23 protein-coding genes and 2 rRNA genes (1 of these 25 only partly in view) are annotated in these 23,133 nt (G+C 70.3%); 20 read left to right on the top strand and 5 right to left on the bottom strand.

What is annotated here, in order from left to right:
• Positions 1-1,283: ribosomal RNA gene (locus tag L3Q67_RS40955) — 23S ribosomal RNA — on the top strand; it begins 1,832 nt to the left of the window's first position.
• 83 nt (positions 1,284-1,366) lie between these two features.
• Positions 1,367-1,483, top strand: a 5S ribosomal RNA gene (rrf, locus tag L3Q67_RS40950).
• Positions 1,484-1,640: 157 nt separating this feature from the next.
• Here rrf and L3Q67_RS40945 read toward each other — a convergent pair.
• Positions 1,641-2,993, bottom strand: coding sequence for a hypothetical protein (locus L3Q67_RS40945; RefSeq protein ID WP_499186775.1), 1,353 nt, complete (start codon positions 2,991-2,993; stop codon positions 1,641-1,643).
• A gap of 27 nt (positions 2,994-3,020) precedes the next feature.
• Between L3Q67_RS40945 and L3Q67_RS40940 the strand changes: the two genes are divergently transcribed.
• From L3Q67_RS40940 to L3Q67_RS40900, 9 genes are all read left to right on the top strand, one after another.
• Positions 3,021-3,740 (top strand): tetratricopeptide repeat protein, encoded by a 720-nt coding sequence (locus tag L3Q67_RS40940; RefSeq protein ID WP_499186774.1) that lies wholly within the window; start codon positions 3,021-3,023, stop codon positions 3,738-3,740.
• A complete protein-coding gene (locus tag L3Q67_RS40935) occupies positions 3,733-4,719 on the top strand; it encodes an HAD-IIA family hydrolase (RefSeq protein WP_499186773.1) in 987 nt (328 codons plus the stop codon). Before L3Q67_RS40940 ends, L3Q67_RS40935 begins: the two co-directional genes overlap by 8 nt.
• A gap of 42 nt (positions 4,720-4,761) precedes the next feature.
• Positions 4,762-4,941, top strand: coding sequence for a hypothetical protein (locus tag L3Q67_RS40930; RefSeq protein WP_209671350.1), 180 nt, complete (start codon positions 4,762-4,764; stop codon positions 4,939-4,941).
• A gap of 5 nt (positions 4,942-4,946) precedes the next feature.
• Positions 4,947-5,759, top strand: coding sequence for a TlyA family RNA methyltransferase (locus L3Q67_RS40925; RefSeq protein ID WP_499186772.1), 813 nt, complete (start codon positions 4,947-4,949; stop codon positions 5,757-5,759).
• Positions 5,756-6,682 carry an NAD kinase gene (locus L3Q67_RS40920; RefSeq protein WP_499186771.1) on the top strand — a complete coding sequence of 309 codons (927 nt, stop codon included), beginning with the start codon at positions 5,756-5,758 and terminating at the stop codon, positions 6,680-6,682. Before L3Q67_RS40925 ends, L3Q67_RS40920 begins: the two co-directional genes overlap by 4 nt.
• Positions 6,683-6,772: 90 nt before the next feature.
• Entirely contained in the window at positions 6,773-8,575 is a 1,803-nt protein-coding gene (gene recN, locus L3Q67_RS40915; protein WP_499186770.1) for a DNA repair protein RecN, read from the top strand.
• Positions 8,576-8,695: 120 nt separating this feature from the next.
• Positions 8,696-9,880, top strand: coding sequence for a putative cytokinetic ring protein SteA (gene steA, locus L3Q67_RS40910; protein ID WP_499186769.1), 1,185 nt, complete (start codon positions 8,696-8,698; stop codon positions 9,878-9,880).
• Positions 9,877-10,824 carry a copper transporter gene (locus tag L3Q67_RS40905; RefSeq protein WP_499186768.1) on the top strand — a complete coding sequence of 316 codons (948 nt, stop codon included), beginning with the start codon at positions 9,877-9,879 and terminating at the stop codon, positions 10,822-10,824. The genes steA and L3Q67_RS40905 overlap by 4 nt, the downstream gene beginning before the upstream one ends.
• 188 nt (positions 10,825-11,012) lie before the next feature.
• The gene (locus tag L3Q67_RS40900) at positions 11,013-11,135 is read left to right on the top strand and encodes a hypothetical protein (RefSeq protein WP_499186767.1); all 123 of its coding nucleotides are present in this window, start codon (positions 11,013-11,015) and stop codon (positions 11,133-11,135) included.
• Between the two features lie 154 nt (positions 11,136-11,289).
• Here the strand turns inward: L3Q67_RS40900 and aroA are convergent, their stop codons facing one another.
• Positions 11,290-12,561: a 3-phosphoshikimate 1-carboxyvinyltransferase gene (gene aroA / locus L3Q67_RS40895; protein WP_499186766.1), complete on the bottom strand. Its 1,272-nt coding sequence runs from the start codon at positions 12,559-12,561 to the stop codon at positions 11,290-11,292.
• A 176-nt stretch (positions 12,562-12,737) separates the two neighbouring features.
• Here aroA and pyrG point away from each other — a divergent pair, with 176 nt between their 5' ends.
• Together pyrG and L3Q67_RS40885 are read left to right on the top strand one after the other, a co-directional pair.
• Entirely contained in the window at positions 12,738-14,438 is a 1,701-nt protein-coding gene (gene pyrG, locus L3Q67_RS40890; RefSeq protein ID WP_499186765.1) for a CTP synthase, read from the top strand.
• On the top strand, positions 14,435-15,058 hold the full coding sequence (locus tag L3Q67_RS40885) for an NUDIX hydrolase (protein WP_499186764.1): 624 nt from the start codon (positions 14,435-14,437) through the stop codon (positions 15,056-15,058). Before pyrG ends, L3Q67_RS40885 begins: the two co-directional genes overlap by 4 nt.
• Before the next feature lie 92 nt (positions 15,059-15,150).
• Here the strand turns inward: L3Q67_RS40885 and L3Q67_RS40880 are convergent, their stop codons facing one another.
• Entirely contained in the window at positions 15,151-15,648 is a 498-nt protein-coding gene (locus tag L3Q67_RS40880) for a DUF1707 domain-containing protein (RefSeq protein WP_499186763.1), read from the bottom strand.
• Positions 15,649-15,752: 104 nt separating this feature from the next.
• Between L3Q67_RS40880 and xerD the strand changes: the two genes are divergently transcribed.
• The 6 genes from xerD (at position 15,753) to L3Q67_RS40850 (ending at position 20,444) form a co-directional block, all read left to right on the top strand.
• A complete protein-coding gene (xerD, locus tag L3Q67_RS40875; RefSeq protein WP_282770540.1) occupies positions 15,753-16,655 on the top strand; it encodes a site-specific tyrosine recombinase XerD in 903 nt (300 codons plus the stop codon).
• A 179-nt stretch (positions 16,656-16,834) separates the two neighbouring features.
• On the top strand, positions 16,835-17,824 hold the full coding sequence (locus L3Q67_RS40870) for a ParA family protein (RefSeq protein ID WP_499186762.1): 990 nt from the start codon (positions 16,835-16,837) through the stop codon (positions 17,822-17,824).
• Positions 17,821-18,225: a cobyrinic acid a,c-diamide synthase gene (locus tag L3Q67_RS40865; protein WP_499186761.1), complete on the top strand. Its 405-nt coding sequence runs from the start codon at positions 17,821-17,823 to the stop codon at positions 18,223-18,225. Before L3Q67_RS40870 ends, L3Q67_RS40865 begins: the two co-directional genes overlap by 4 nt.
• Positions 18,225-19,088 carry a segregation and condensation protein A gene (locus tag L3Q67_RS40860; protein ID WP_499186760.1) on the top strand — a complete coding sequence of 288 codons (864 nt, stop codon included), beginning with the start codon at positions 18,225-18,227 and terminating at the stop codon, positions 19,086-19,088. Before L3Q67_RS40865 ends, L3Q67_RS40860 begins: the two co-directional genes overlap by 1 nt.
• An 11-nt stretch (positions 19,089-19,099) precedes the next feature.
• Positions 19,100-19,717 (top strand): SMC-Scp complex subunit ScpB, encoded by a 618-nt coding sequence (gene scpB / locus L3Q67_RS40855; protein ID WP_499191765.1) that lies wholly within the window; start codon positions 19,100-19,102, stop codon positions 19,715-19,717.
• Positions 19,704-20,444, top strand: a complete 741-nt coding sequence (locus L3Q67_RS40850; RefSeq protein WP_499186759.1) for a pseudouridine synthase — start codon at positions 19,704-19,706, stop codon at positions 20,442-20,444. Before scpB ends, L3Q67_RS40850 begins: the two co-directional genes overlap by 14 nt.
• A gap of 108 nt (positions 20,445-20,552) precedes the next feature.
• Here the strand turns inward: L3Q67_RS40850 and L3Q67_RS40845 are convergent, their stop codons facing one another.
• Positions 20,553-21,749 (bottom strand): cation:proton antiporter, encoded by a 1,197-nt coding sequence (locus L3Q67_RS40845; protein WP_499186758.1) that lies wholly within the window; start codon positions 21,747-21,749, stop codon positions 20,553-20,555.
• A gap of 46 nt (positions 21,750-21,795) precedes the next feature.
• Entirely contained in the window at positions 21,796-22,278 is a 483-nt protein-coding gene (locus L3Q67_RS40840; RefSeq protein ID WP_499186757.1) for a cation:proton antiporter regulatory subunit, read from the bottom strand.
• A 121-nt stretch (positions 22,279-22,399) separates the two neighbouring features.
• On the opposite strand from L3Q67_RS40840, the gene cmk reads away from it, so the two are divergent.
• Positions 22,400-23,125 (top strand): (d)CMP kinase, encoded by a 726-nt coding sequence (gene cmk / locus L3Q67_RS40835; protein WP_499186756.1) that lies wholly within the window; start codon positions 22,400-22,402, stop codon positions 23,123-23,125.
• The last annotated feature ends 8 nt before the right edge of the window (positions 23,126-23,133 follow it).

Below are 23,133 nucleotides of genomic sequence, written 5' to 3'. Positions count from 1 at the left end.
GGTGGTCAGGTAGAGAATACCAAGGCGATCGGGTGAACTGTGGTTAAGGAACTCGGCAAAATGCCCCCGTAACTTCGGGAGAAGGGGGGCCAAACATCCTGAAGTCCTTGACGGACTAGGGGTGGGTGGCCGCAGAGACCAGCGGAAAGCGACTGTTTACTAAAAACACAGGTCCGTGCGAAGAAGTAATTCGATGTATACGGACTGACGCCTGCCCGGTGCTGGAACGTTAAGAGGACCGGTTAATCCCTTCGGGGGTGAAGCTGAGAATTTAAGCGCCAGTAAACGGCGGTGGTAACTATAACCATCCTAAGGTAGCGAAATTCCTTGTCGGGTAAGTTCCGACCTGCACGAATGGCGTAACGACTTTCCGGCTGTCTCAACCACAGGCCCGGCGAAATTGCAGTACGAGTAAAGATGCTCGTTACGCGCGGCAGGACGGAAAGACCCCGGGACCTTTACTATAGTTTGGTATTGGTTTTCGGTTCGGTTTGTGTAGGATAGGTGGGAGACTGTGAAGTGCTCACGCTAGTGGGTGTGGAGTCGTTGTTGAAATACCACTCTGACCGGATTGGGAATCTGAACCTACGCCCATGATCTGGGTGAGGGACAGTGCCTGATGGGTAGTTTAACTGGGGCGGTTGCCTCCCAAAGAGTAACGGAGGCGCCCAAAGGTTCCCTCAGCCTGGTTGGCAATCAGGTGTTGAGTGTAAGTGCACAAGGGAGCTTGACTGTGAGACTGACAGGTCGAGCAGGGACGAAAGTCGGGACTAGTGATCCGGCACCACCTGGTGGAAGGGGTGTCGCTCAACGGATAAAAGGTACCCCGGGGATAACAGGCTGATCTTGCCCAAGAGTCCATATCGACGGCATGGTTTGGCACCTCGATGTCGGCTCGTCGCATCCTGGGGCCGGAGTAGGTCCCAAGGGTTGGGCTGTTCGCCCATTAAAGCGGCACGCGAGCTGGGTTTAGAACGTCGTGAGACAGTTCGGTCCCTATCCGCCGCGCGCGTAGGATACTTGCGGAAGGCTGTCCCTAGTACGAGAGGACCGGGACGGACGAACCTCTGGTATGCCAGTTGTCACGCCAGTGGCATGGCTGGTTAGCTACGTTCGGAAGGGATAACCGCTGAAGGCATCTAAGCGGGAAGCCTGTTCCTAGATGAGGTATCCCACCCCCCGTGGGTTAAGGCCCCCAAAAGACGATTGGGTTGATAGGCCAGAAATGGAAGCGCAGTAATGTGTGGAGTTGACTGGTACTAATAGGCCGAGGACTTGCCTACAAAGACGCTTCGCATCCACTCTACGGCTCTGAAACACCACACCAGAGACGTGTTACAGCACTTGTGTGTTTGTTTCGTAGTGTTTCGGTGGTTATAGCGGCGGGGAAACGCCCGGTCCCATTCCGAACCCGGAAGCTAAGCCTGCCAGCGCCGATGGTACTGCACTCGAAGGGGTGTGGGAGAGTAGGACGCCGCCGAACTCAACTCAGGGAGCGGGGTTCCAGCCAGAGATGGCTGGGACCCCGCTCTTTTGCTGTCCAGTGCCGTTGAGCTACCGCGCCGATGAGGTGGCGGGGCAGGCCAGATACAGTTGAGTGCTGGCCCCCGTGTGGGCCTTTCCCACTTTCGAGGTCTCTGCTAGGAGGACAGGTGTCCGAGTTCGGTCGGCGCGATTCTGAGGGCGACCGCGAGGACGGTCGCCCGCGGCGGCGCGACTCGAGTCCCCGTGGCAAGCAGGGCGGCGGGCAAGCGGCCCGCAGCAACCAGACCGGCGGCTACCGCGCCGGCGGTACAAGCGGCCAGAAGAGCTTCAAGCCCCGTGAGGGCGGCAGCAGCTTCAAGCCGCGCGAGGACCGTGGTGGCTACAAGCCCCGTGAGGGCAGCAGCAGCTACAAGCCCCGCGAGGACCGCGGCGGGTTCAAACCGCGTGAAGATCGCGGTGGGTTCAAGTCCCGTGAGGGCGGCAGCAGCTACAAGTCGCGCGATGACCGCGGCGGCTACAAGCCCCGCGAGGGTAGCGACTCCAAGTCCGGCGGTTACAAGCCGCGCGAGGACCGTGGTGGCTTCAAGCCCCGTGAGGGCGGCAGCAGCAGCTACAAGCCGCGCGAAGGCGGCGGCGGCTACAAGTCCGGCGGCGACCGTGGCGGCTACAAGCCCCGTGAAGGCGGCCGCGACGACCGGGGTGGCTACAAGCCTCGGGAAGACCGTGGCGGCTTCAAGCCGCGCGAAGGTGGCGGTGGCTACAAGCCCCGTGAGGGCGGTGGCGGGTTCAAGCCCCGAGAGGATCGTGGCTACCAGTCGCGCGATGATCGCGGCGGCTCGCAGTCCCGTGACGACCGGGGCGGTTACAAGCCTCGGGAGGACCGTGGCGGTTACAAGCCCCGTGAAGGTGGCGGCGGCTACAAGTCCGGCGGCGACCGTGGCGGCTACAAGCCGCGTGAGGGTGGCAGCAGCTTCAAGCCGCGCGAGGACCGTGGCGGTTACAAGCCGCGCGAAGGTGGCGGCGGCTACAAGCCGCGCGAGGACCGTGGTGGCTTCAAGCCGCGTGAGGGTGGCAGCAGCAGCTACAAGCCGCGCGAAGGTGGCAGCAGCTACAAGTCCCGCGATGACCGTGGCGGTTACAAGCCCCGTGAGGGCGGCAGCAGCTACAAGCCCCGCGAAGATCGCGGTGGCTACAAACCCCGTGAGGATCGCGGTGGCTACCAGTCCCGTGATGACCGTGGCGGTTCCCAGTCGCGCGATGATCGGGGTGGCTACAAGCCTCGGGAGGACCGTGGCGGGTTCAAGCCTCGCGAGGACCGGTCCCGCGAGGGCGGCAACAGCTACAAGCCCCGCGAAGATCGCGGTTCCTCCAAGCCGCGCGAAGGCGACAAGCCCCGTGAGGATCGTGGCGGTTACAAGCCCCGTGAAGGCGGTCGCGATGATCGGGGTGGCTTCAAGTCCCGCGAAGGCGGGTTCAAGCCGCGCGACGACCGTGGTGCCTCCAAGCACCGCAATGCCGACTTCAAGCCGCGTGAAGTGGATGACGCGGAGTTGGCGCGGGAGCTGCTCGAAGCCCCCGAACTTCCCGAGGGCATCGACTTCTCCGACCTCGACGAAGAGGCTCGCCGGGAGTTGCGGACCTTGCCGAAGGGGCTGGCCGAGACCGTCGGCAAGCACCTGGTCGCGGCCGGCGGGCTGATCGACACCGATCCCGACGCCGCCTTCGAGCACGCCAAGTACGCCAAGGCCAAGGCCGCCCGCGTGCCGATCGTGCGTGAGGCGCTCGGGCTCGTCGCCTACCACTCCGGCAAGTGGGCCGAGGCGCTCACCGAGCTGCGTGCGGTCCGCCGGATGACGCGCACCGACTCGCACATCGCGATCATCGCCGACTCCGAGCGGGCACTGGGCCGTCCCGAGCGGGCGCTCGACCTGTCCAAGGAGGTCGACAGCAGCCGCCTGCCGCGGGACGTGCAGATCGAGCTGAAGATCGTCGCGGCCGGAGCCCGCCGGGACCTCGGGCAGCTCGACGCCGCGGTGGTCTCGCTCCAGGGCGACGACCTCGACGCCCGCAAGCGCGAACCGTGGAGCGCGCGGCTGTTCTACGCCTACGCCGACAACCTCGCCGCCGCCGGCCGTCGTGACGAGGCGATCCGCTGGTTCCTCCACGCCGCCGAGGCCGACGAGGACGAGCAGACCGACGCCGCCGAGCGCGCGGCCGAGCTGGGGCAGGGCGAAGGCGAGTCCGAAGGTGAGTGACGCCCTGCTGGCTGCCTACGACTCGCTGCTGTTCGACCTCGACGGCACGGTCTACCACGGCGCCCGGGTCATCCCCGGCGCGCCGGAGGTGATCGGCGAGGCGCGGGCGGCCGGCACGGCGGTGCGGTTCGTCACGAACAACGCCTCCAAGGCCCCCGCCGCGGTGGCCGAGCACCTCAACGGCATGGGCATCGACGCCCAGCCCGACGAGGTGCACACCAGTTCCCAGGCCGCCGCGCGGGTGCTCGCCGAGCGGCTCCCCGCCGGTGCGCACGTGCTCGTCGTCGGCGCGCAGGCGCTGTGCGACGAGGTCGAAGCCGTCGGACTGCGGCCCGTGCGCGAAAACTCCGACGAGGTCAAGGCCGTCGTCCAGGGGCATTCGCCGGACACGGGCTGGGCGAACCTCGCCGAAGCGTGCGTCGCGATCCGCGGTGGTGCGCTGTGGGTGGCGAGCAACGTCGACAAGACGCTGCCGGCCGAGCGCGGGCTGTTGCCGGGCAACGGATCGATGGTCGCCGCGCTGCGCACCGCCACGGACCAGGAACCGCTGGTCGCGGGCAAGCCCGAGGCGCCGCTCATGCACACCGCGGCCCAGGGCAAGGCGCTCGTGGTCGGCGACCGCCTCGACACCGACATCGCGGGCGCGGTGGCGGCCGGGCTCGACGCGCTGGTGGTGCTCACCGGCGTGGACACCCCGGCCAGCCTCATCGCCGCCGTCCCCGCCGAGCGCGCGCGGTTCCTGACCGCCGACATCACCGGGTTGCGCAGCTCCGCCGAGGAGACGCTGATCGCGCCGAAGCCGGGCTGGGAGATCGCCGCTGAGCAGGGCGAACTCGTGGTCCGGAGCACCGGCGGCAGCGACGCGACCGACCTGCTGCGTGCGCTGTGCGCCACCGCGTGGGAAACCGGCGTGACCGGCGTCAAGCCGCTCGACGACACCGCTGAGGCCGCGCTGAACGAACTCGGCCTCATCGGTTAGCGTTGTGGGGTGCAGCAGCAGAACCACCCCGTCCCGCGTCCGGTGCCCGGCCCGCCGGGACAGCAGCCGCAGCCGCCGGAGATCGACCCGCGCGCCGGGATCGACGAGGCGGTGTCGGGGCTGGCCGAGCTGGACCGCGTCCCGCTCGCCGAGCACGTGGAGCGCTTCGACGCCGTGCACACCGAGCTGACCGTCGCGCTCTCCAGCATCGACAAGGTCTGACGCCGATGGCCCGCAGGGCACGGCTCGACGCCGAGCTGGTGCGCCGCGGCCTCGCCCGCTCCCGTGAGCAGGCGAGTTCGCTGATCGCGGAGGGCAAGGTGAGCGTCGGCGGCATGGTCGCGACCAAACCGGCCACCGGGGTGGAGGCCGCCGCCGCGATCGTGGTGCGCGACGAGGACGACCCCGGCTGGGCCTCCCGCGGCGCGCACAAGCTGCTCGGCGCGCTCGAGGCGTTCGAATCCGGCGGGCTCACCGTCGACGGCAAGCGCTGCCTGGACGCCGGTGCTTCCACCGGCGGTTTCACCGACGTGCTGCTCCGCGGCGGGGCCGCGCAGGTCGTCGCCGCCGATGTTGGCCGCGGGCTGCTCGACTGGCGCCTGCGCACCGACGAACGCGTGGTCGTGCTCGACAAGACCAACGTGCGCAACCTGACCCCCGAGCTGATCGGCGGCCCGGTCGACCTGGTGGTGGCCGATCTGTCCTTCATCTCCCTGCGCCTGGTGCTGCCCGCGCTCGCGGACTGCGTGCACCCCGGCGCGGATCTGCTGCCGATGGTCAAACCGCAGTTCGAAGTCGGCAAGGACCGGCTCGGCAGCGGTGGCGTCGTGCGCGATCCGGACCTGCGTGCCGAGGCCGTGCTCGCCGTGGCCACCGAAGCGGCCACGCTCGGCCTGGCCACGCACGGCGTGGTCGCCAGCCCGTTGCCCGGCCCGTCCGGCAACGTCGAATTCTTCATCTGGTTGCGGCGTGAGGCCGCCGAGTCGGCTGTGGACGTGGATCAGCTGGTCCGCACCGCGGTTCAGGAGGGTCCTTCGTGACGCTTCGGCGTGAGGTTCTGCTTGTCGTGCACCCCGATCGCGACGCCACCGCCGGCGCGGCGCGCGAGGTGGCCGCGCAACTGGCCGAGGCCGGGATCCGGCTGCGGGTGGCCGACGAGGAGGTCCGCCAGCTCATCCAGGCCGACGGCCACGACCCGCATTGCACGGTGATCGCGCCCGAGGACGATCCGGCGGCGGGCACCGAGCTCGTGTTCGTGCTCGGCGGCGACGGCACGCTGCTGCGCGCGGCCGAGCTGGCCCGTCCGGCGGGCGTGCCCGTGCTCGGGGTGAACCTGGGCCGGGTCGGCTTCCTGACCGAGGCCGATTCCGACGCGATCGAGGAAACCGTGCGGCGGGTGGTCGAGGGCCACTACCGCGTCGAGGAGCGGATGACCGTGGACGTCACGGTCGCCGTCGACGGCGAAATCGTGGCGCGGACCTGGGCGCTCAACGAAGCCAGCGTGGAGCGCAGCTCGCGGGTGCGGATCCTGGACGCGCTGATCGAGGTCGACGGCCGACCGGTGTCGTCGTTCGGCTGCGACGGCGTGCTGTGCGCGACCCCGACCGGGTCCACCGCCTACGCCTTCTCCGCTGGCGGCCCGATCATGTGGCCGGACGTGGAGGCGCTGCTGGTGGTGCCGAGCAACGCGCACGCGATGTTCTCGCGTCCGCTGGTGGTCTCGCGGAACTCGGTGATCACCGTCGGCATCGACCCCAGCGGCTCCACCGCGGTGCTGACCTGCGACGGGCTGCGGCACATCGAGCTGCCGCGCGGCGCCAGGGTGCGCGTGGTCGCGGGCCGGGTGCCGGTGCGGCTGGCGCGGTTGTGGGACGGCCCGTTCACCGACCGGCTGGTGCACAAGTTCGAACTGCCGGTCAAGGGCTGGCGCGAGCGCGACCCGGCGCGAGACCAACCACGCTGACGGCCCGTTTCCACCGGTTTCGCCAGGAACTTCACCGCCGTTGCGAGTGCCGGGCGCGCGCCGCCCGGAGGGGGCACTACGGTTGGGGGTGTGCTGGCCGAGATGCGCATCCAGGGCCTCGGGGTCATCGAGGACGCCCTGCTCGAGTTGCACCCGGGATTCACCGTGGTCACCGGGGAGACCGGTGCGGGCAAGACCATGGTGGTCACCGGGCTGCACCTGCTCTCCGGAGGACGTGCCGAGGTCTCGAAGGTCCGGGTCGGTGCCGGGAAGGCACTGGTCGAGGGCCGCTTCGAAGGGGTGACCGGCAAGATCGCGCTGGACATCATCGGGGACGCCGGAGCCGAGGTCGAGGACGGCGGCGGGGTGATCGCGCTGCGCTCGGTGGCCAGTGACGGCCGCTCGCGCGCGCACCTGGGCGGCCGTTCGGTGCCGGTCGGCGTGCTGGGTGACCTGTCCGAGCAGCTGCTGGCCGTGCACGGCCAGAACGATCAGCTCCGCCTGTTGCGCCCGGCCGAGCAGCGGGCGGTGATCGACCGGTTCGCCGGTGACGCGGTCGCCGGGCCGCTGGAGCAGTACCGCGCTGTTCGCGAGGAATGGCAGTCCGTGGTCGCCGAGCTGACCGACCGCACCAGCCGGTCGCGCGAGCTGGCCCAGCAGGCCGACATGCTGCGCCTCGGCCTCACCGAAATCACTTCCGTCGAGCCGGTCCCGGGCGAGGACACCGAGCTGACCGAGCAGATCAAGCGGCTGTCCGCGATCGACGAACTGCGGGCGACGGCCACCGAAGCGCACCACGCGGTCTCCGGTGCGCAGGACGGCGATTCCGAGGCCCCCGGCGCGCTCGGCCTGGTCGGCGAGGCGCAGCGGCGGCTGGCAGGCGCCGAGGACCAGGCGCTGCGGGACATGGAGCCGCGGCTGGCCGAGGCCGCCGTGCTGCTCGCCGACGTGGGCACCGAGCTGGGCAGCTACCTCGAATCGCTGGAGGCCGACCCGGCGCGGCTGGAGCAGTTGCTGGCCCGCCAGGCCGAGCTGAAGAAGCTGATCCGCAAGTACGCCGCGGACATCGACGGGGTGCTCGCCTGGGCCGAGGACGCCCGCGCACGGCTGTCCACGATGGACACTTCCGAAGAGGCGCTGGGCGAGCTGGCCGCGCGCCGCGACGAACTGGCCAAGCAGTTGGCCTCGCACGCGGCGCGGTTGTCGTCCGCCCGCGAGGTCGCGGCAGCGGAACTGGCCGGGGAGATCACCGCGGAGCTGGCCGGGCTGGCGATGGGCCAGGCGCAGATCGAGGTGACCGTCGGCGTGCGCGAGGTCGACGAGTCCGACCCGCACGCGCTGGTGGTCGACGGCCGCACCGTGCACGCCGGTCCGGACGGGGTCGACGAGGTCGAACTGCTGCTGCGCGCGCACAAGGGCGCGCCGCCGCTGCCGGTGCACAAGGCCGCGTCGGGCGGTGAGCTGTCCCGCGTGATGCTGGCCATCGAGGTGGTGCTGGCGCACGCCGACACCGTGCAGACGCTGGTCTTCGACGAGGTGGACGCCGGGGTCGGCGGCCGGGCCGCGGTGGAGATCGGGCGGCGGCTGGCCCGGCTGGCGACCAGCCACCAGGTGCTGGTGGTGACCCACCTGCCGCAGGTGGCCGCCTTCGCCGACCGGCACCTCGTGGTGGACAAGGGCATGTCCGACGGCATCACCCGCAGCGGGGTGAAGGTGCTGCAGCAGTCCGAACGGGTGCTCGAACTCGCCCGGATGCTGGCGGGCATGGACGACACCGAGACCGGCCGCGCGCACGCCGAGGAACTGCTCGCCGCCGCCGACGCGGACAAGTACTCGTTCACCCGGCTCCCGCGCGAAGGCGGGAAAGGATCGAAGAAAAAGCGCACGAAATAGTGTTTGATCCCCGCCTTGGGGGACACGCGGGGTCGAATCGCACACCGATCGTTGGATTACCGAAATGCGCACCGGCGTGGCGGCCGCCCGCGCACGTGCGCGTTTGTCACCATCGCTGCCATGAAGCTCACCGGCTTGCTCTCGCGGAACGACGAAACCCGTCCCGGCGTGACCGGGGTGGCGCGGGTCGACCGGCGCACCAGGGAGTTGCTCCGCCGGATCTCCCCCGGTGACATCGCCGTGCTCGACCAGCTCGACCTGGACCGGGCCACCGCGGACGCGCTGGTGCGCGCCGAGGTCGCCGGCGTGGTGAACGCCTCGCCGTCCATTTCCGGCCGGTTCCCGAACCTCGGACCGGAAATACTCCTCGCCGCCGGGATCCCGCTGATCGACGCGGTCGGTGGTTCGGTGCTGCGCAACCTCAAGGACGGCAGCAAGCTGCGCCTGCACGAGGACTCCGTCTACATCGGAGATCGCAAGGTCGCCTCCGGTGCCCGGCAGACGCAGGAAAGCGTGGCCGACCAGATGATCGAAGCCAAGGCCGGGATGTCCACCCAACTCGAGGCCTTCTCGGCGAACACGATCGAATTCTTGCGCCGCGAGCGCACGCTGATCCTGGACGGGGTCGGCGTGCCGGAACTGCGGATGTCGCTGCGTGACCGGCACGTGCTGGTGGTCGCGGCGGGCAACGGGCACGTCGAGGACCTGAAGAAGCTGAAGAAGTACATCGCCGAGCACCGGCCGGTGCTGATCGGGGTCGACGGCGGCGCGGACACGCTGATCGCGCAGGGCCACACGCCCGATGTGATCGTCGGCGACCCGCTGGGCATCGAGGCCGGGACGCTCAAGAGCGGGGCCGAGGTGGTGGTACCCGCGCAGCCGGACGGGCACGCGCCCGGCGTCGCCCGCATCCAGGACCTCGGCATCGGCGCGGTCACCTTCCCGGCGTCGGGCAACGCCGAGGACCTGGCGCTGCTGCTGGCCGACGCGCACGAGGCGAGCCTCGTGGTCACCGTCGGGTTCCAGGCCACGCTGCGCGAGTTCCTCGACCACGGGCGGTCCGGGTCGAACCCGTCCACCTTCCTCACCCGGCTCAAGCTGGGCACCAAGCTGGTCGACGGCAAGGCGGTGGCCACGCTGCACCGCGGCCGGGTGTCCGGCGGCATGATCCTCTTCCTGCTGCTGGCCGCGCTCGCGGTGGTGGCCGCCGCGCTGCTGGTCTCCGACGCCGGTGAGGTCTACCTCGACTGGATCACCGATACCTGGCGGTCCTTCATGAACTGGGTCAAGGGGCTCTTCACGTGATTTCTCTGCGCTATCACATCGTTTCGCTGGCCGCGGCCTTCCTGGCGCTGGCCGTCGGCGTGGTACTGGGTTCGACGGCTTTGAACGGCCCGCTGCTGTCCGGGCTTTCGGACGACAAGGCCGAACTGGGCCGCAAGGTCTCCGACCTGGAAGCCGAGCGGAATGCGCTGGCCGCTCGGCTCGGGGACTCCGACGCGTTCGCCGGTTCGGTGGGGCCGAAGATCGTCGGCGGGCAATTGGACCAGCGCTCGGTCGTGCTGGTCACCACCGAAGGCGCGAAGCCGGCGGACCGGGACGCGCTCAAGGAGCTGATCGGGCAGTCGGGCGCCGCGGTGACCGGTGAGGTGCAGCTGACCGAGTCGTTCGCCGACCCGGCGAAGGCCGATCAGCTGCGCCAGGTGGTCACCCGGCTGCAGCCCGCCGGGGCGAGCTTCCCGACCGCGGGCGACCCCGGCACGCTGGCCGGTGCGCTGCTCGGGTCGACCTTGTTGCTGAACAAGGATTCCGCGCAACCGCAGTCCACTCCGGACGAACTCGCGGCGGCGCTGGGCGGACTGTCCGACGGTGGGTTCATCAAGACCGCCGGTGACGTGAAGCCCGCGCAGGAGGCCGTGGTCCTGGTCGGCGGCAAGGCCACCGGGGACGGCGCGGGTGACCGGGCCGCGACCCTGGCCCGCTTCGCCACGCAACTGGACCGCTCGGGGGCGGGCACCGTGCTCGCCGGAGACCTGGCTTCCACCGAAGGCGCGGGCGCGCTGGGCGTGGTGCGGGCGGACACCTCGGCCACGTCGATCCTGTCCACAGTGGACAACGTGGACACGGCGGCGGGGCGGGTGGTGACCGTACTGGCGCTACGGGAACAACTCGACGGCGTGGCGGGGCGGTACGGGATCGCCGGTAACGCGCAGAGCCCGGCTCCGGGGGTCAATCGCGACGGTAGTTGAGGGGGTTCCGGCCACCCCGCTTTTTCAGTGTGACGACGGCGGGGTACCGGCGATGGGGAGGGGCTGGGTGGGCCTCGGGTTTGTGCTGGGCCGCGGGAGGGGACGTTGGTGACGGGCCGGGCTGGAGGGCCTGGAGGCTCGCGGATGTGGGGTTCGTGGTCGCGAATGCAGGGCTCAGGTGCCCGAACGTGGAACTCGGCTGTCTGAACGTGGAACCCGACTACCTGAACGTGGAACCCGACTACCTGAACGTGGAACCCGGCTGCCTGAACGTGGAACTCGGGTGTCTGGTGTGGGGTTCGGGTGTCTAGGTGTGGGGTTCGGGTGTCTAGGTGTGGGGTTCGGGTGTCTAGGTGTGGGGTTCGGGTGTCTGAACGTGGGGCTCGGGTGCCTGGGTGTGGGGGAGTGCTGTGAGTGGGGCATTGCTTGCGTTGGATGCGAGGAGTGCCCCACTCGTGGCGTTGGTCAGGGGGTGAGGAGGGTGGTCCAGGTGGGGACGAAGGCGGGGAAGGTTTTGCCGACGGTGTCGGGGTTTTCCACCTGGATGCCGGGGACGCGCAGGCCCGCGACGGCGCCGGCCATGACCAGGCGGTGGTCGTCGTAGGTGTGGAAGACGCCGGCGTGCATGGGCGCCGGGGTGACGCGCAGCCCGTCGTCGGTTTCGGTGACGTGGGCGCCGAGGGCCGAGAGTTCGGTGGCCAGGGCGGCCAGCCGATCGGTTTCGTGGCCCCGCAGGTGCGCCACGCCGCTGATCACCGAGGGCCCGTCCGCGAAGCAGAGCAGCGTCGCGACGACCGGGGTCAGTTCGCCGACCTCGTGCAGGTCGAACCGCCCGCCGCCGAACTCGCCGCCGCTGGTGACGGTCAGGCCGCTTTCGTCGAGCGTCACCTTCGCGCCGAGTTCGGCGGCTAGGCTGCGCAGCCAGTCGCCTGGCTGCGTCGTGTACTCGGGCCACCCTTCGACCCGCACCGAGCCGCCGGTGAGCAGGGGCGCCACCACGAACGGGGCCGCGGTGGACAGGTCCGGCTCGATGGTGAAGTCCGGACAGGACAGGGGCCCGTGCGGCACGAAGAACTCCGGCCCCGAGCGCTCCGGGGCCGCGCCGAAGCGGCGCAGGATGTCCAGCGTCATCTCGATGTGCGGCTCGCTCGGCGGGGTACCGGTCAGGCGCACGCGGATGCCCTCGCCGAACGCGGGACCCGCCAGCAGCAGCGCGGACAGGAACTGGCTCGACGCCGACGAATCCAGCTCCACCTCGCCACCGGCTAGCCCGCCGCGGCCGGTGACGGTGAACGGCGGCGCGCCGCGGCCGTCGTCGTCGATCTGGGCCCCGAGTGCGGACAGCGCGTCCAGCAACGGTGCCAGCGGACGGCGTCGGAGCGCCTCGTCGCCGTCGAAGTGCACGGTCCGCCCGCCCAGCGCGGCCAGCGCCGGGGTGAACCGCGCCACGGTGCCGGCGTTACCCATGGTGACCGTGGCGTCGCCCGAACCCGGCTCGATCGGGCGGATCAGCGTGCCCTCCCCGGTTTCGGTGTAACCGCCGCCGAGCGCGGACACCGCCCCCAGCATCAGCCGGGTGTCCCGTGACACCAGTGGCTCGCGCACCAGCGTCGGCCCGGTGGCGAGCGCGGCGAGCACGTAGGCCCGGTTGGTGAGCGACTTCGAGCCCGGTACCCGGACCGTCGCGTCCAGTGGTCGCGAACTCTCCGGTGCGGTCCAGGTCTCGGCTTCGGCCATGTGTTCTACCCCTCGGCTTCCGTGCGCGGGTGTGGCAGCGGTGGCGCTCGCCGCCGCTCGTGTTAGCGTAAAAGCCCGTGGACGGCACTCCCGCGCCGGGCGCACTGCGCCGGTGGCCGAGTGGGCGTCCTGACCGGCAGACGGTGAGGACTTAGTTGAACACGGGAGTCTCCTTGGTGCATCAAGCACGTACTACCAAGCACGTATTCGTGACCGGGGGCGTCGCCTCCTCACTGGGCAAGGGACTCACCGCCTCGAGCCTCGGCCAGTTGCTCACTTCGCGCGGCCTGCGGGTCACCATGCAGAAGCTGGATCCGTACCTCAACGTCGATCCCGGCACGATGAACCCCTTCCAGCACGGCGAGGTCTTCGTCACCGAGGACGGCGCCGAGACCGATCTGGACATCGGCCACTACGAGCGCTTCCTCGACCGGGACCTGAACGGCTCGGCGAATGTGACCACCGGCCAGGTGTACTCGCAGGTGATCGCCAAGGAGCGGCGCGGTGAGTACCTCGGCGACACCGTTCAGGTGATCCCGCACATCACCGACGAGATCAAGTCGCGCATCCTGGCGATGGCCGAGCCGGACGCCGAGGACCGCCGCCCCGACGTGGTGATCACCGAGGTCGGCGGCACGGTCGGCGACATCGAGTCGCTGCCGTTCCTCGAGGCCTGCCGCCAGGTGCGCCACGACGTCGGCCGCGACAACTGCTTCTTCCTGCACGTCTCGCTGGTGCCCTACCTGGCGCCCTCGGGCGAGCTGAAGACCAAGCCGACCCAGCACTCCGTGGCCGCGCTCCGCAACATCGGCATCCAGCCGGACGCGCTGGTCTGCCGGGCCGACCGGGACATCCCGGACGACCTCAAGCGCAAGATCGGCCTGATGTGCGATGTGGACACCGAAGCCGTGGTCGCCTGCCCGGACGCGCCGTCCATCTACGACATCCCCAAGGTCCTGCACCGCGAAGCGCTCGACGCCTACGTCGTGCGCCGCCTCGGCCTGCCGTTCCGCGACGTCGACTGGACGGTCTGGGGCGACCTGCTCGACCGCGTGCACAACCCGGCCGAGACCGTGCGCGTCGCGGTGGTGGGCAAGTACATCGACCTGCCCGACGCCTACCTCTCGGTGACCGAAGCGCTGCGCGCGGGCGGGTTCGCCAACCGCGCCAAGGTGGAGATCGTCTGGATCGCCTCCGACGAGCTCGACACCCCGGCGGGCGCGGCCAGCCTGCTGTCCGATGTGGACGGTGTGCTGGTGCCGGGTGGCTTCGGCGTGCGCGGTATCGAGGGCAAGGTCGGGGCGATCACCTACGCCCGCACCCGTGGCCTGCCCGCGCTCGGGCTGTGCCTCGGCCTGCAGTGCATGGTGATCGACGCGGCGCGCAACCTGGCCGGGATCGCCGACGCGAACTCCGCGGAGTTCGACGAGCAGACCCGGCACCCGGTGATCTCCACCATGGCCGACCAGCGCGACGTGGTCGCCGGTGAGCGCGACATGGGCGGCACCATGCGGCTCGGCGCCTACCCGGCGAAGCTGCGGCCCGGCTCCCAGGTGGCCAAGGCGTACGGCCAGACCGAGATCTCCGAGCGCCACCGCCACCGCTACGAGGTGAACAACGCCTACCGCGAGCAGCTCGCCGAAGCCGGGCTGGTGTTCTCCGGCACCTCGCCGGACGACCGGCTGGTGGAGTTCGTCGAGCTGCCCGCCGACGTGCACCCGTTCTTCGTCGGCACGCAGGCGCACCCGGAGCTCAAGAGCCGCCCGACCCGCCCGCACCCGCTGTTCGACTCGTTCATCCGCGCGGTGGTCGCCTACCGCACCGCGGACCGCCTGCCGGTGAGCCTGCCGGAGCCGACCGTGGGCGCTTCCTCGTGAGCGCACCGGGTAGCCACGAGTTCACCGTTGCGTCCACTGAGGACATCCACATCGGACGCATGGTCGGGCTGCGGGTGGACGAGGTGGTCATGCCGGGCGGGGACACCGCCCGGCGTGAGGTGGTCGAGCACCTCGGCGCGGTGGCCGTGGCCGCGCTCGACGACAACGGCGCGCTCACGCTGATCCACCAGTACCGGCACCCGCTGGGCCGCCGGATCTGGGAGCTGCCCGCCGGGCTGACCGACAAGCCCGGCGAGGAGCCCGTGGTGGCGGCCGCGCGCGAGCTGGTCGAGGAAGCCGGGCTCCAGGCCGAACGCTGGGAGACGCTGGTCGACGTGGCCGCCTCGCCCGGGTTCACCGACGAGGTGGTCCGGGTGTTCCTGGCCCGCGATCTGTCCGAAGTGGACCGCGAGGTGCTCGGCGAGGAGGAGGCGGATCTGGTGATCCGCAAGGTCCCGCTGGACGAGGCGGTCCGGATGGCGCTGCACGGCGAGCTGGTCAACGGCGCGACCGTGGCCGGTGTGCTCGCCACGCACGCGGTGCTCTCCGGCGCGGCGGAGACCCGCGCGCCGGACGCGCCGTGGCGTGACCGCCCGTACCGGTTCGCCGGCCGTACCTAGGCGCTGTCCGGTGGGTCTGGTCGATGGGCTTCGTGATCCCGCCAGGGGCCGCCTGGGCGCGGAGAGCGCGACCTTGACTTACCGGACAGCGCCTAGTCGATGAGGCGGCGGCCCTGGCCGTCGTGCCCGCCGTTGGCCAGGATGATGATGCCGTCGATGATCGGCCAGAGCACCCCGGCGCCGCAGGTGAACAGGACGACCAGGAGCTGGGCCACGCCGATGCCGACGTGCCCGGCGTAGAACCGGCCGATGCCGAACGGCAGCACGATCTGCAGCAGGCCGGTGGTCAGCTTCGACTTGTCCGACATGCCGCGCGCCGCCGGGGTGTAGCCGTACACCGGCTGCGGGTACTGCCCGTACGCCGGGATCGGCGCCGGCGGCCGCAGCACCGGCGGGTGCGGGTCGGGGAGGTCGGCGAACAACGGGATCAGTTCCGACTTCTTCTGGGCGCCCAGCGCGGTGGTCACCCGCTCCTCGTATTCGGTGGTCTCGAGGCGTCCCTCGGCGAAGTGCACCCCGAGGGCTTCCACGCACTGCTCGCGCTCGAAGGTGCCGATGCGCACGGCGTCCGGATCTGGCGATGTCGTCACCTCACCGACGGTAATGGAAGCCGGGGGTGGTTGTGGCGCGATTCGGCGGTGTCGAGTCGCGTTCGTTGCTCTAGAGTGGCGCGGTGCCCAGGGCGGTAGCCGGTGTGATCAAGGCGTACCTCAACCACCTCACCGTGGAACGGGGCACCGCCAAGAACACCCTGGAGAGTTACGCGCGAGACCTGCGCCGTTACGCCGCGCACCTGGAGGCGGCCGGGGTCACCGACTTCACCCAGGTCAGTCCGGAGCACATCGCCGCGTTCGGCGCCGGTCTGCGCGAAGGCGACGAGGACCACCAGCCGCTGGCGGCGTCCTCGTCGGCACGGGCGCTGGTCGCGGTGCGCGGGCTGCACCGGTTCGCCCACGCCGACGGCCTCACCGAACAAGACCCGGCGCGCGAGGTGCGCCCGCCCGCCGCGGCCCGGCGCCTGCCCAAGGCGCTGCCGGTGGATCAGGTGCTCAAGCTGCTCGACACCCCGCCGGCCGAGGGTGACCGGCCGCTGCGTGATCGCGCGCTGCTGGAACTGCTCTACTCGACCGGCGCGCGGATCTCCGAAGCGGTCGGCCTCGACCTCGACGACATCGACGACACCGAACGCACCGTCCGGCTCGACGGCAAGGGCGGCAAGCAGCGCCTGGTGCCGATCGGCCGTCCGGCGGTCGAAGCGCTCAACGCCTACCTCGTGCGGGCGCGCCCGGCGCTCGCCGCGCGGGGCCGTGGCGTTCCCGCGGTGTTCCTCAACGCCCGCGGTGGACGGCTCACGCGGCAGAGCGCGTGGCAGGTGCTCAAGACCAGTGCCGAGCGCGCGGGCATCCAGGCCGTCGTTTCGCCGCACACCCTGCGTCACTCCTTCGCCACGCACCTGCTCGAAGGTGGTGCGGACGTGCGTGTGGTGCAGGAACTGCTCGGGCACGCGTCGGTCACCACGACGCAGGTCTACACCCTGGTCACGGTCAACACGCTGCGCGAAATCTACGCGACGGCGCACCCGCGCGCCTTGGGATGACCCACCGCACCCTCGACGGACGCTTCGCGCGAATTCGACCAGACCTACGCCGAATGGCCCTGGTACTCGGCCGGCCCACGGCGGTCAACTAGTGCGGACACGCCCGGCGAGCCGATTTGGCGACACGGTGCCACGCGCATAGGCTCCCGGCAGACCGCTGAGCAAGGAGCTTTCGAGGTATGTCGACATCGGAGCCGCCGGAGCGAGCGACGGAGTCCGCAGGTTCTGCCGCCGCGAGCCTCAGCAAGATGACCATCGCGGTCGAAGGGGACACGCTCTCCGACGACGAACTGGACTCGGAGGCTCTCGTTCCACCGCTCAACGGCAAGAAGGCCAGGGATCGGATCGGCCCCACCGGGCGGCCCTACCGCGACATCGCGGAGCCGCCCCTGCTGGACAAGCACGGTCCCGCCACCATCCTGGCCATGTGCAACCAGAAGGGCGGGGTCGGCAAGACGACCTCGACGATCAACCTGGGCGCCGCGCTGGCCGAGTACGGCCGCCGGGTCCTCCTGGTCGACTTCGATCCGCAGGGCGCGCTGTCGGTCGGGCTCGGCATCCAGCCCCACGAGCTGGACTACACCGTCTACAACGTGATCATGGAACGGTCGGTGAACATCCTCGACGTGATCCGCTCCACCAACGTGGAGAACGTCGACCTGCTGCCGAGCAACATCGACCTGTCCGCGGCCGAGGTGCAGCTGGTCGCCGAGGTCGGGCGCGAGCACACGCTGCTGAGGGTGCTGAGACCGGTCATGGACACCTACGACTATGTTCTGGTCGACTGCCAGCCCTCGCTCGGCCTGCTCACGGTGAACGCGCTGACCGCCGCGGACGGCGTGGTGATCCCGCTGGAATGCGAGTTCTTCAGTCTGCGGGGTGTGGCGCTCCTGATCGACACCATCGAGAAGGTGCGCGAACGCCTCAACCCCAAGCTGGACATCACCGGGATTCTCGCGACCATGTTCGATCCGAGAACCCTGCATTCGAAGGAGGTCATGGCGCGCGTGGTGGAGGCATTCGGCGAGACCGTCTTCGACACGGTCATCAACCGCACGGTGCGGTTCCCGGAGACCACCGTGGCCGGGGAACCGATCACCAAGTGGGCCCCGAAGTCGTCCGGCGCCATGGCCTACCGGGCGCTGGCGCGTGAGGTGATCGCCCGGTGAGCAGGAGAGCCCCCCTGCCCGGCGCGTCCGAACTGTTCCGCCTGACCAGCGGGAACGCCATCGAATTCCCCGCCCCCGCCGAAGCACGCGAGCCGGAGCCGGAGCCGGAACAGCCGCGGCGGCTGATCCGCGGGGCCGGGGCCCGGTCCAGCACGCCCCGGCAGAAGCACGACGCCAAGATCACCGTGTACGTCTCCGGTGACGAACTGCTCGCGATGGAACACGCCCGGCTCACCCTGCGCGGCTCGCACGGACTGGTGGTCGACCGCGGCAGGCTGGTCCGCGAGGCCGTCGCCGTGCTGCTGGCCGACTTCGACGAATACGGCGAGGACTCGGTGCTGGTGCGCCGGCTGCGCGCCGGTGGCCCGGACGACCCCGCCGAAAGCGGGGCAGGCGGCTGATGACCGAAACCGAGCCGGCCGGGAACCCCGAGCCCCGGCCGGAATCGGTGGACGAGGGCACGGCCGGCCGGTTCAAGGTCCGGCTGGCCAACTTCGAAGGCCCGTTCGACCTGTTGCTGCAGCTGATCTCCCAGCACCGGATGGACGTCACCGAGGTGGCGCTGCACCAGGTCACCGACGACTTCATCGCCTACACGCGGGCGCTGGGCGCGGAATGGGACCTCGACGAGACCACCGAGTTCCTGGTGATCGCGGCCACCCTGCTCGACCTGAAGGCGGCGCGGCTGCTGCCCTCCGCCGAGGTCGAGGACGAGGACGACCTGGCGCTGCTGGAAGCCCGCGACCTGCTCTTCGCCCGTGTGCTGCAGTACCGGGCGTACAAGCAGGTGGCCGCGTTGTTCGCCGAACTGGAGGCCGGTGCGCTGCGCCGGTACCCGCGTTCGGTGGCGCTGGAGGAGCGTTTCCTCGGGTTGCTGCCCGAGGTGATGCTGGGGGTGAACCCGGCGAAGTTCGCCGAGATCGCGCTGGCGGTGTTCCGGCCGAAGCCGCCGCCCACGGTGTCGCTGGACCACCTGCACATGGGCAAGGTGTCGGTGCGCGAGCACGCCGCGCTGCTGCGACTGCGGCTGGCCGAGGCGGGCACGGCCACCTTCACCGAGCTGATCGCCGACTGCGAGCACACCATCGAGGTGGTGGCGCGGTTCCTGGCGCTGCTGGAGCTCTACCGCGAGTCGACCGTGCAGTTCGAACAGCTCGAAGCGCTGGACGAGCTGCACGTGCGCTGGACGGGGGGCTCGGTGGAGCAGGCGACGGTGGAAGCCGAGCAGGACCGCGCCCGGAGTGAGGACGAGGAGTACGGGTGAACCCCGAAGAGATGCTGGACGTGGACGCGCCGGACCCGGAGGAGGAACTGGTCGCGGTCCGCGGTGGTTCGGTTTCGCCGGACCTGAGCAACGACGCGGTGCTGGAGGCGGCGCTCGAGTCGCTGCTGCTGGTGGTCGACTCGCCGGTGAGCGAGGAGGCGCTGGCGGGGGCGCTGGAGCAGTCCGTCCAACGGGTCACCGAGAAGCTCGGCGCGATGTCGACCGCGCTGACCGAGCGCTCCAGCGGTATCGACCTGCGGCGCGTCGGCGAGGGCTGGCGGTACTTCACGCGGGACACCTACGCGCCGTACGTGGAGAAACTGCTGCTGGACGGGCAGCGCGCGAAGCTGACCCGTGCCGCGTTGGAGACGCTCGCGGTCATCGCCTATCGTCAGCCGGTCACCCGGGCCAGGGTCGCCGCCGTTCGCGGGGTGAACGTGGACGGGGTGATCCGGACGCTGCTCGCCCGCGGCCTGGTCGAGGAGACCGGCACCGACGCGGAGACCGGCGGCTACCTTTACGTGACGACGGAGCTGTTCCTGGAGCGGCTGGGGCTCTCGTCGTTGACCGATCTCCCGCCCATCGCTCCGTTGCTTCCTGAAGTGGATTCCATCGATGACATCGGCTAACGACGAAGGTATTCGCCTGCAGAAGGTGCTGGCGAAGGCCGGGGTCGCCTCCCGCCGCGCCGCCGAAGACCTGATCGCCCAGGGGCGGGTCAGCGTGAACGGCGAAATCATCCGGGAGTTCGGGCGCCGGGTCGACCCGGACAGCTCGGTCATCCGGGTGGACGGCACCCGCGTGGTGCTCGACGACACGATGGTCTACCTGGCGCTGAACAAGCCGCGCGGCATGCACACCACGATGACCGACGACCAGGGCAGGCCGTGCGTCGGCGACCTGGTGCGCGACCGCGCCGAGCGCCTGTTCCACGTCGGGCGGCTCGACGTGGACACCGAAGGCCTGCTGCTGCTGACCAACGACGGCGACCTGGCGCACCGGCTCATGCACCCGTCGTTCGAGGTGCTCAAGACCTACCTGGCGGAGGTCGACGGTTCGGTGCCGCGCGGGCTCGGCAAGCGGCTGCGCGCGGGGATCGAACTGGAGGACGGCCCGGCGCGGGCGGACGAATTCCGGGTCAAGGACATGCAGGCCGGGCGCACGCTGGTCGAGATCGTGCTGCACGAAGGGCGCAAGCACATCGTGCGCCGGATGCTCGCCGAAGTCGGCCACCCGGTGCGGAAACTGGTGCGCACCTCGGTCGGGGACATCCACCTGGGCAACCTGCGCTCGGGCCACCTGCGGGCCCTGAACCGCAAGGAAGTCGGCTCCCTGCACACCCTGGTGGGCATGTAGCCCGGACCGGCGCCCCCTGAACGCTATGAATGGGGCATTACTTGCGTTGGATGCAAGTAATGCCCCATTCATAGCGTTCGACGGAGGCCCGGGGGCTCGGCGAGGGGGTCAGGGGCTGGTGGTGACGGGGGTGTCCGTGCGGGACGACTTCCGTTGCATCGAGCGGGCGATCGGTTCCACCACGCGCGCGGCCGTCGGGCCGAGGATGGCCATCAGCAGCACGTAGGCGGTGGCGAGCGCGGCCAGTTCGCCGGTGACGGCACCCGCTGACACGGCCAGGCCCGCGATGACGATGGAGAACTCGCCGCGCGCCACCAGTGCGGCTCCGGCGCGGGCCCGGCCCATGCGGCCGACGCCCTGGCGTCTCGCGGCCCACCAGCCGGTGGCCACCTTGGTCAGCGTGGTCACCACGGCCAGCGCGACCGCCCAGCCCAGCACCGGCGGGATCGAGGCCGGGTTCGTGTTCAGCCCGAACACCACGAAGAACACCGCGGCGAACAGGTCCCGCAGCGGCTCGAGCATGTGCGTCGCGTTCTCCGCGGTGGACCCGGAGATCGCGATGCCCAGCAGGAACGCGCCCACCGCCGCCGAGACCTGCATCGCCGAGGCGATCCCGGCCACCAGCAGCGCGGCGCCGAGCACCTTGAGCAGGAAGACCTCGCGGTCGGGGCTGTCGACCACCGCCGAGACGTACCGGCCGAACTTCAGCGCGATCAGCAGCACCACGGTGATCACCAGCAGCGAGATGCCCACCGCCTTGGCGCCGCCGAGCAGGCTCACCCCGCCCAGCACCGCGGTCAGGATCGGCAGGTACAGCGCCATCACCAGGTCCTCGAACACCAGGATGGACAGCACCACCGGGGTCTCGCGGTTACCGAGGCGCCCGAGGTCGCCGAGGACCTTCGCGATGATCCCGGAGGACGAGATGTAGGTGACGCCCGCCATCACCAGCGCGCCGACCGGGCCCCAGCCCAGCAGCAGCGCCACCGCGGCGCCGGGCGCGGCGTTCAGCACGATGTCCAGCAGCCCGGCCATCCACGAGCGCTTGAGCCCGGTGAACAGCTCCGCCGCCGAGTACTCCAGTCCCAGCAGCAACAGCAGCAGGACCACGCCGATCTCACTGGCCAGGTGGGTGAAGTCGCCGATGTCGCCGAGCGGGATCAGCCCGCCCTGCCCGAAGCAGAGACCACCGATCAGGTACAGGGGGATGGGCGACATGCCGATCTTGCCGGCCAGCCTGCCGAGCGCGCCGAGGACGAAGAACACGCCGCCGAGCTCGATCAGGGCCAGTGCGGTGTGGTCCACGTTCTCCAGCCTCTGTAATTCACGTACAACGCCAGGTGAGCGACCCTCAGCCGTTCTTGAGGATCTTGTAGGCCGCCTGCAGCCCTTCGGAGGTGCCGACGGTGACCATCAGGTCGCCGCCGGTCAGGGTGAAGTCCGGGATGGGGGAGGGGTGCACCTGCCCGGCCCGCATCACCGCGACCACCGACACGCCGGTGCGCGAGCGCAGGGCGGTGTCGCCCAGCGTCCGGCCGTCGAACGGTGATCCGGTGGCGACCGGCAGCTGCTTGGTGTTGATGCCGGGCAGGTCGGCTTGCTCTTCCTTGAGCTGGGCGACCAGCTGCGGCGCGCCGAGCAGGTTCGACAGCGCGGCGGCCTCGTCGATGGTCAGCGGCAGCGCGGCCAGGCAGGCGTCCGGGTCGTCGGACTTGGACACGATGAGCTCGATCTGCCCGTCCCGGTGGTTCACCACACCCACCCGCCGCCCGCTGCGCAGGGCGAAGTCCTTGCGCACGCCGATCCCGGGCAGGGGAGTCACTTCCACGTTCACCTGTCCACGGTAACCCATTGTGCGGGTGACCAGCCGCAAGACGTCCCGGCCGTGATCGCCGCGTCGCCACCGGGCAGAATGGACGCCGACGGGTGACGGGCCGAAGGAACGGGGAGCGGTGGTGGCAGGCGTGCTGCGAGGCGTGATCGCGCTGGATGGTCCGTCCGGGACCGGCAAGACCACGGCCGCGCGCGGACTGGCGACCCGGCTGGGTTCGGGCTACCTGGACACCGGCGCGATGTACCGGGTGATCGCGCTCGCCGTGCTGCGCGCGGGTGCCGATCCGGCCGATCCGGCCGCGGTGCTCGGCGTCGCCGAGCGCACCGAACTGACCGTCGGCACCGATCCGGCGGGTGTGCGGGTGCTGCTGGACGGCGAGGACGTGGCCGTGGCGATCCGCGGCGGCGACGTGGACCACGCGGTTTCGCCGGTCTCCGCGGTGCCCGAGGTGCGCGCCCGGCTGGTCGGCGAGCAGCGGCGGATCATCGCCGAGGTGCTCGCCGCGCAGGGCGGCATCGTGGTCGACGGCCGGGACATCGGCACCGTGGTCGCCCCGGACGCCCCGCTCAAGGTCTTCCTCACCGCCTCGCCGGAAGCCCGCGCCGCCCGGCGCAGCGCCGAGCACAGCGCCACCGGTGTCGAGTCCACTGTGGAGTCCGTGCGCGCGGCGGTGGACCGCCGCGACCGGCTCGACTCCACCCGCGCCGCGTCGCCGCTGCGGGCCGCCGAGGACGCCGTCGGCCTGGACACCAGCGACCTCGATCGCGAACAGGTGATCACCACCCTGACCGGACTGGCGCGGGAGCGCGGCCTGCTGGACCAGGTGGGTGCCGAGGCACTGAGGTGAGTTCGGCC

The organism is Saccharothrix sp. AJ9571 (assembly GCF_021725495.1).
GTDB classification, from domain to species: Bacteria; Actinomycetota; Actinomycetes; order Mycobacteriales; family Pseudonocardiaceae; genus Amycolatopsis; species Amycolatopsis magusensis.
The sequence above is the reverse complement of the archived record's forward strand: the minus strand, read 5'-3'. Positions and strand labels throughout refer to the sequence as shown.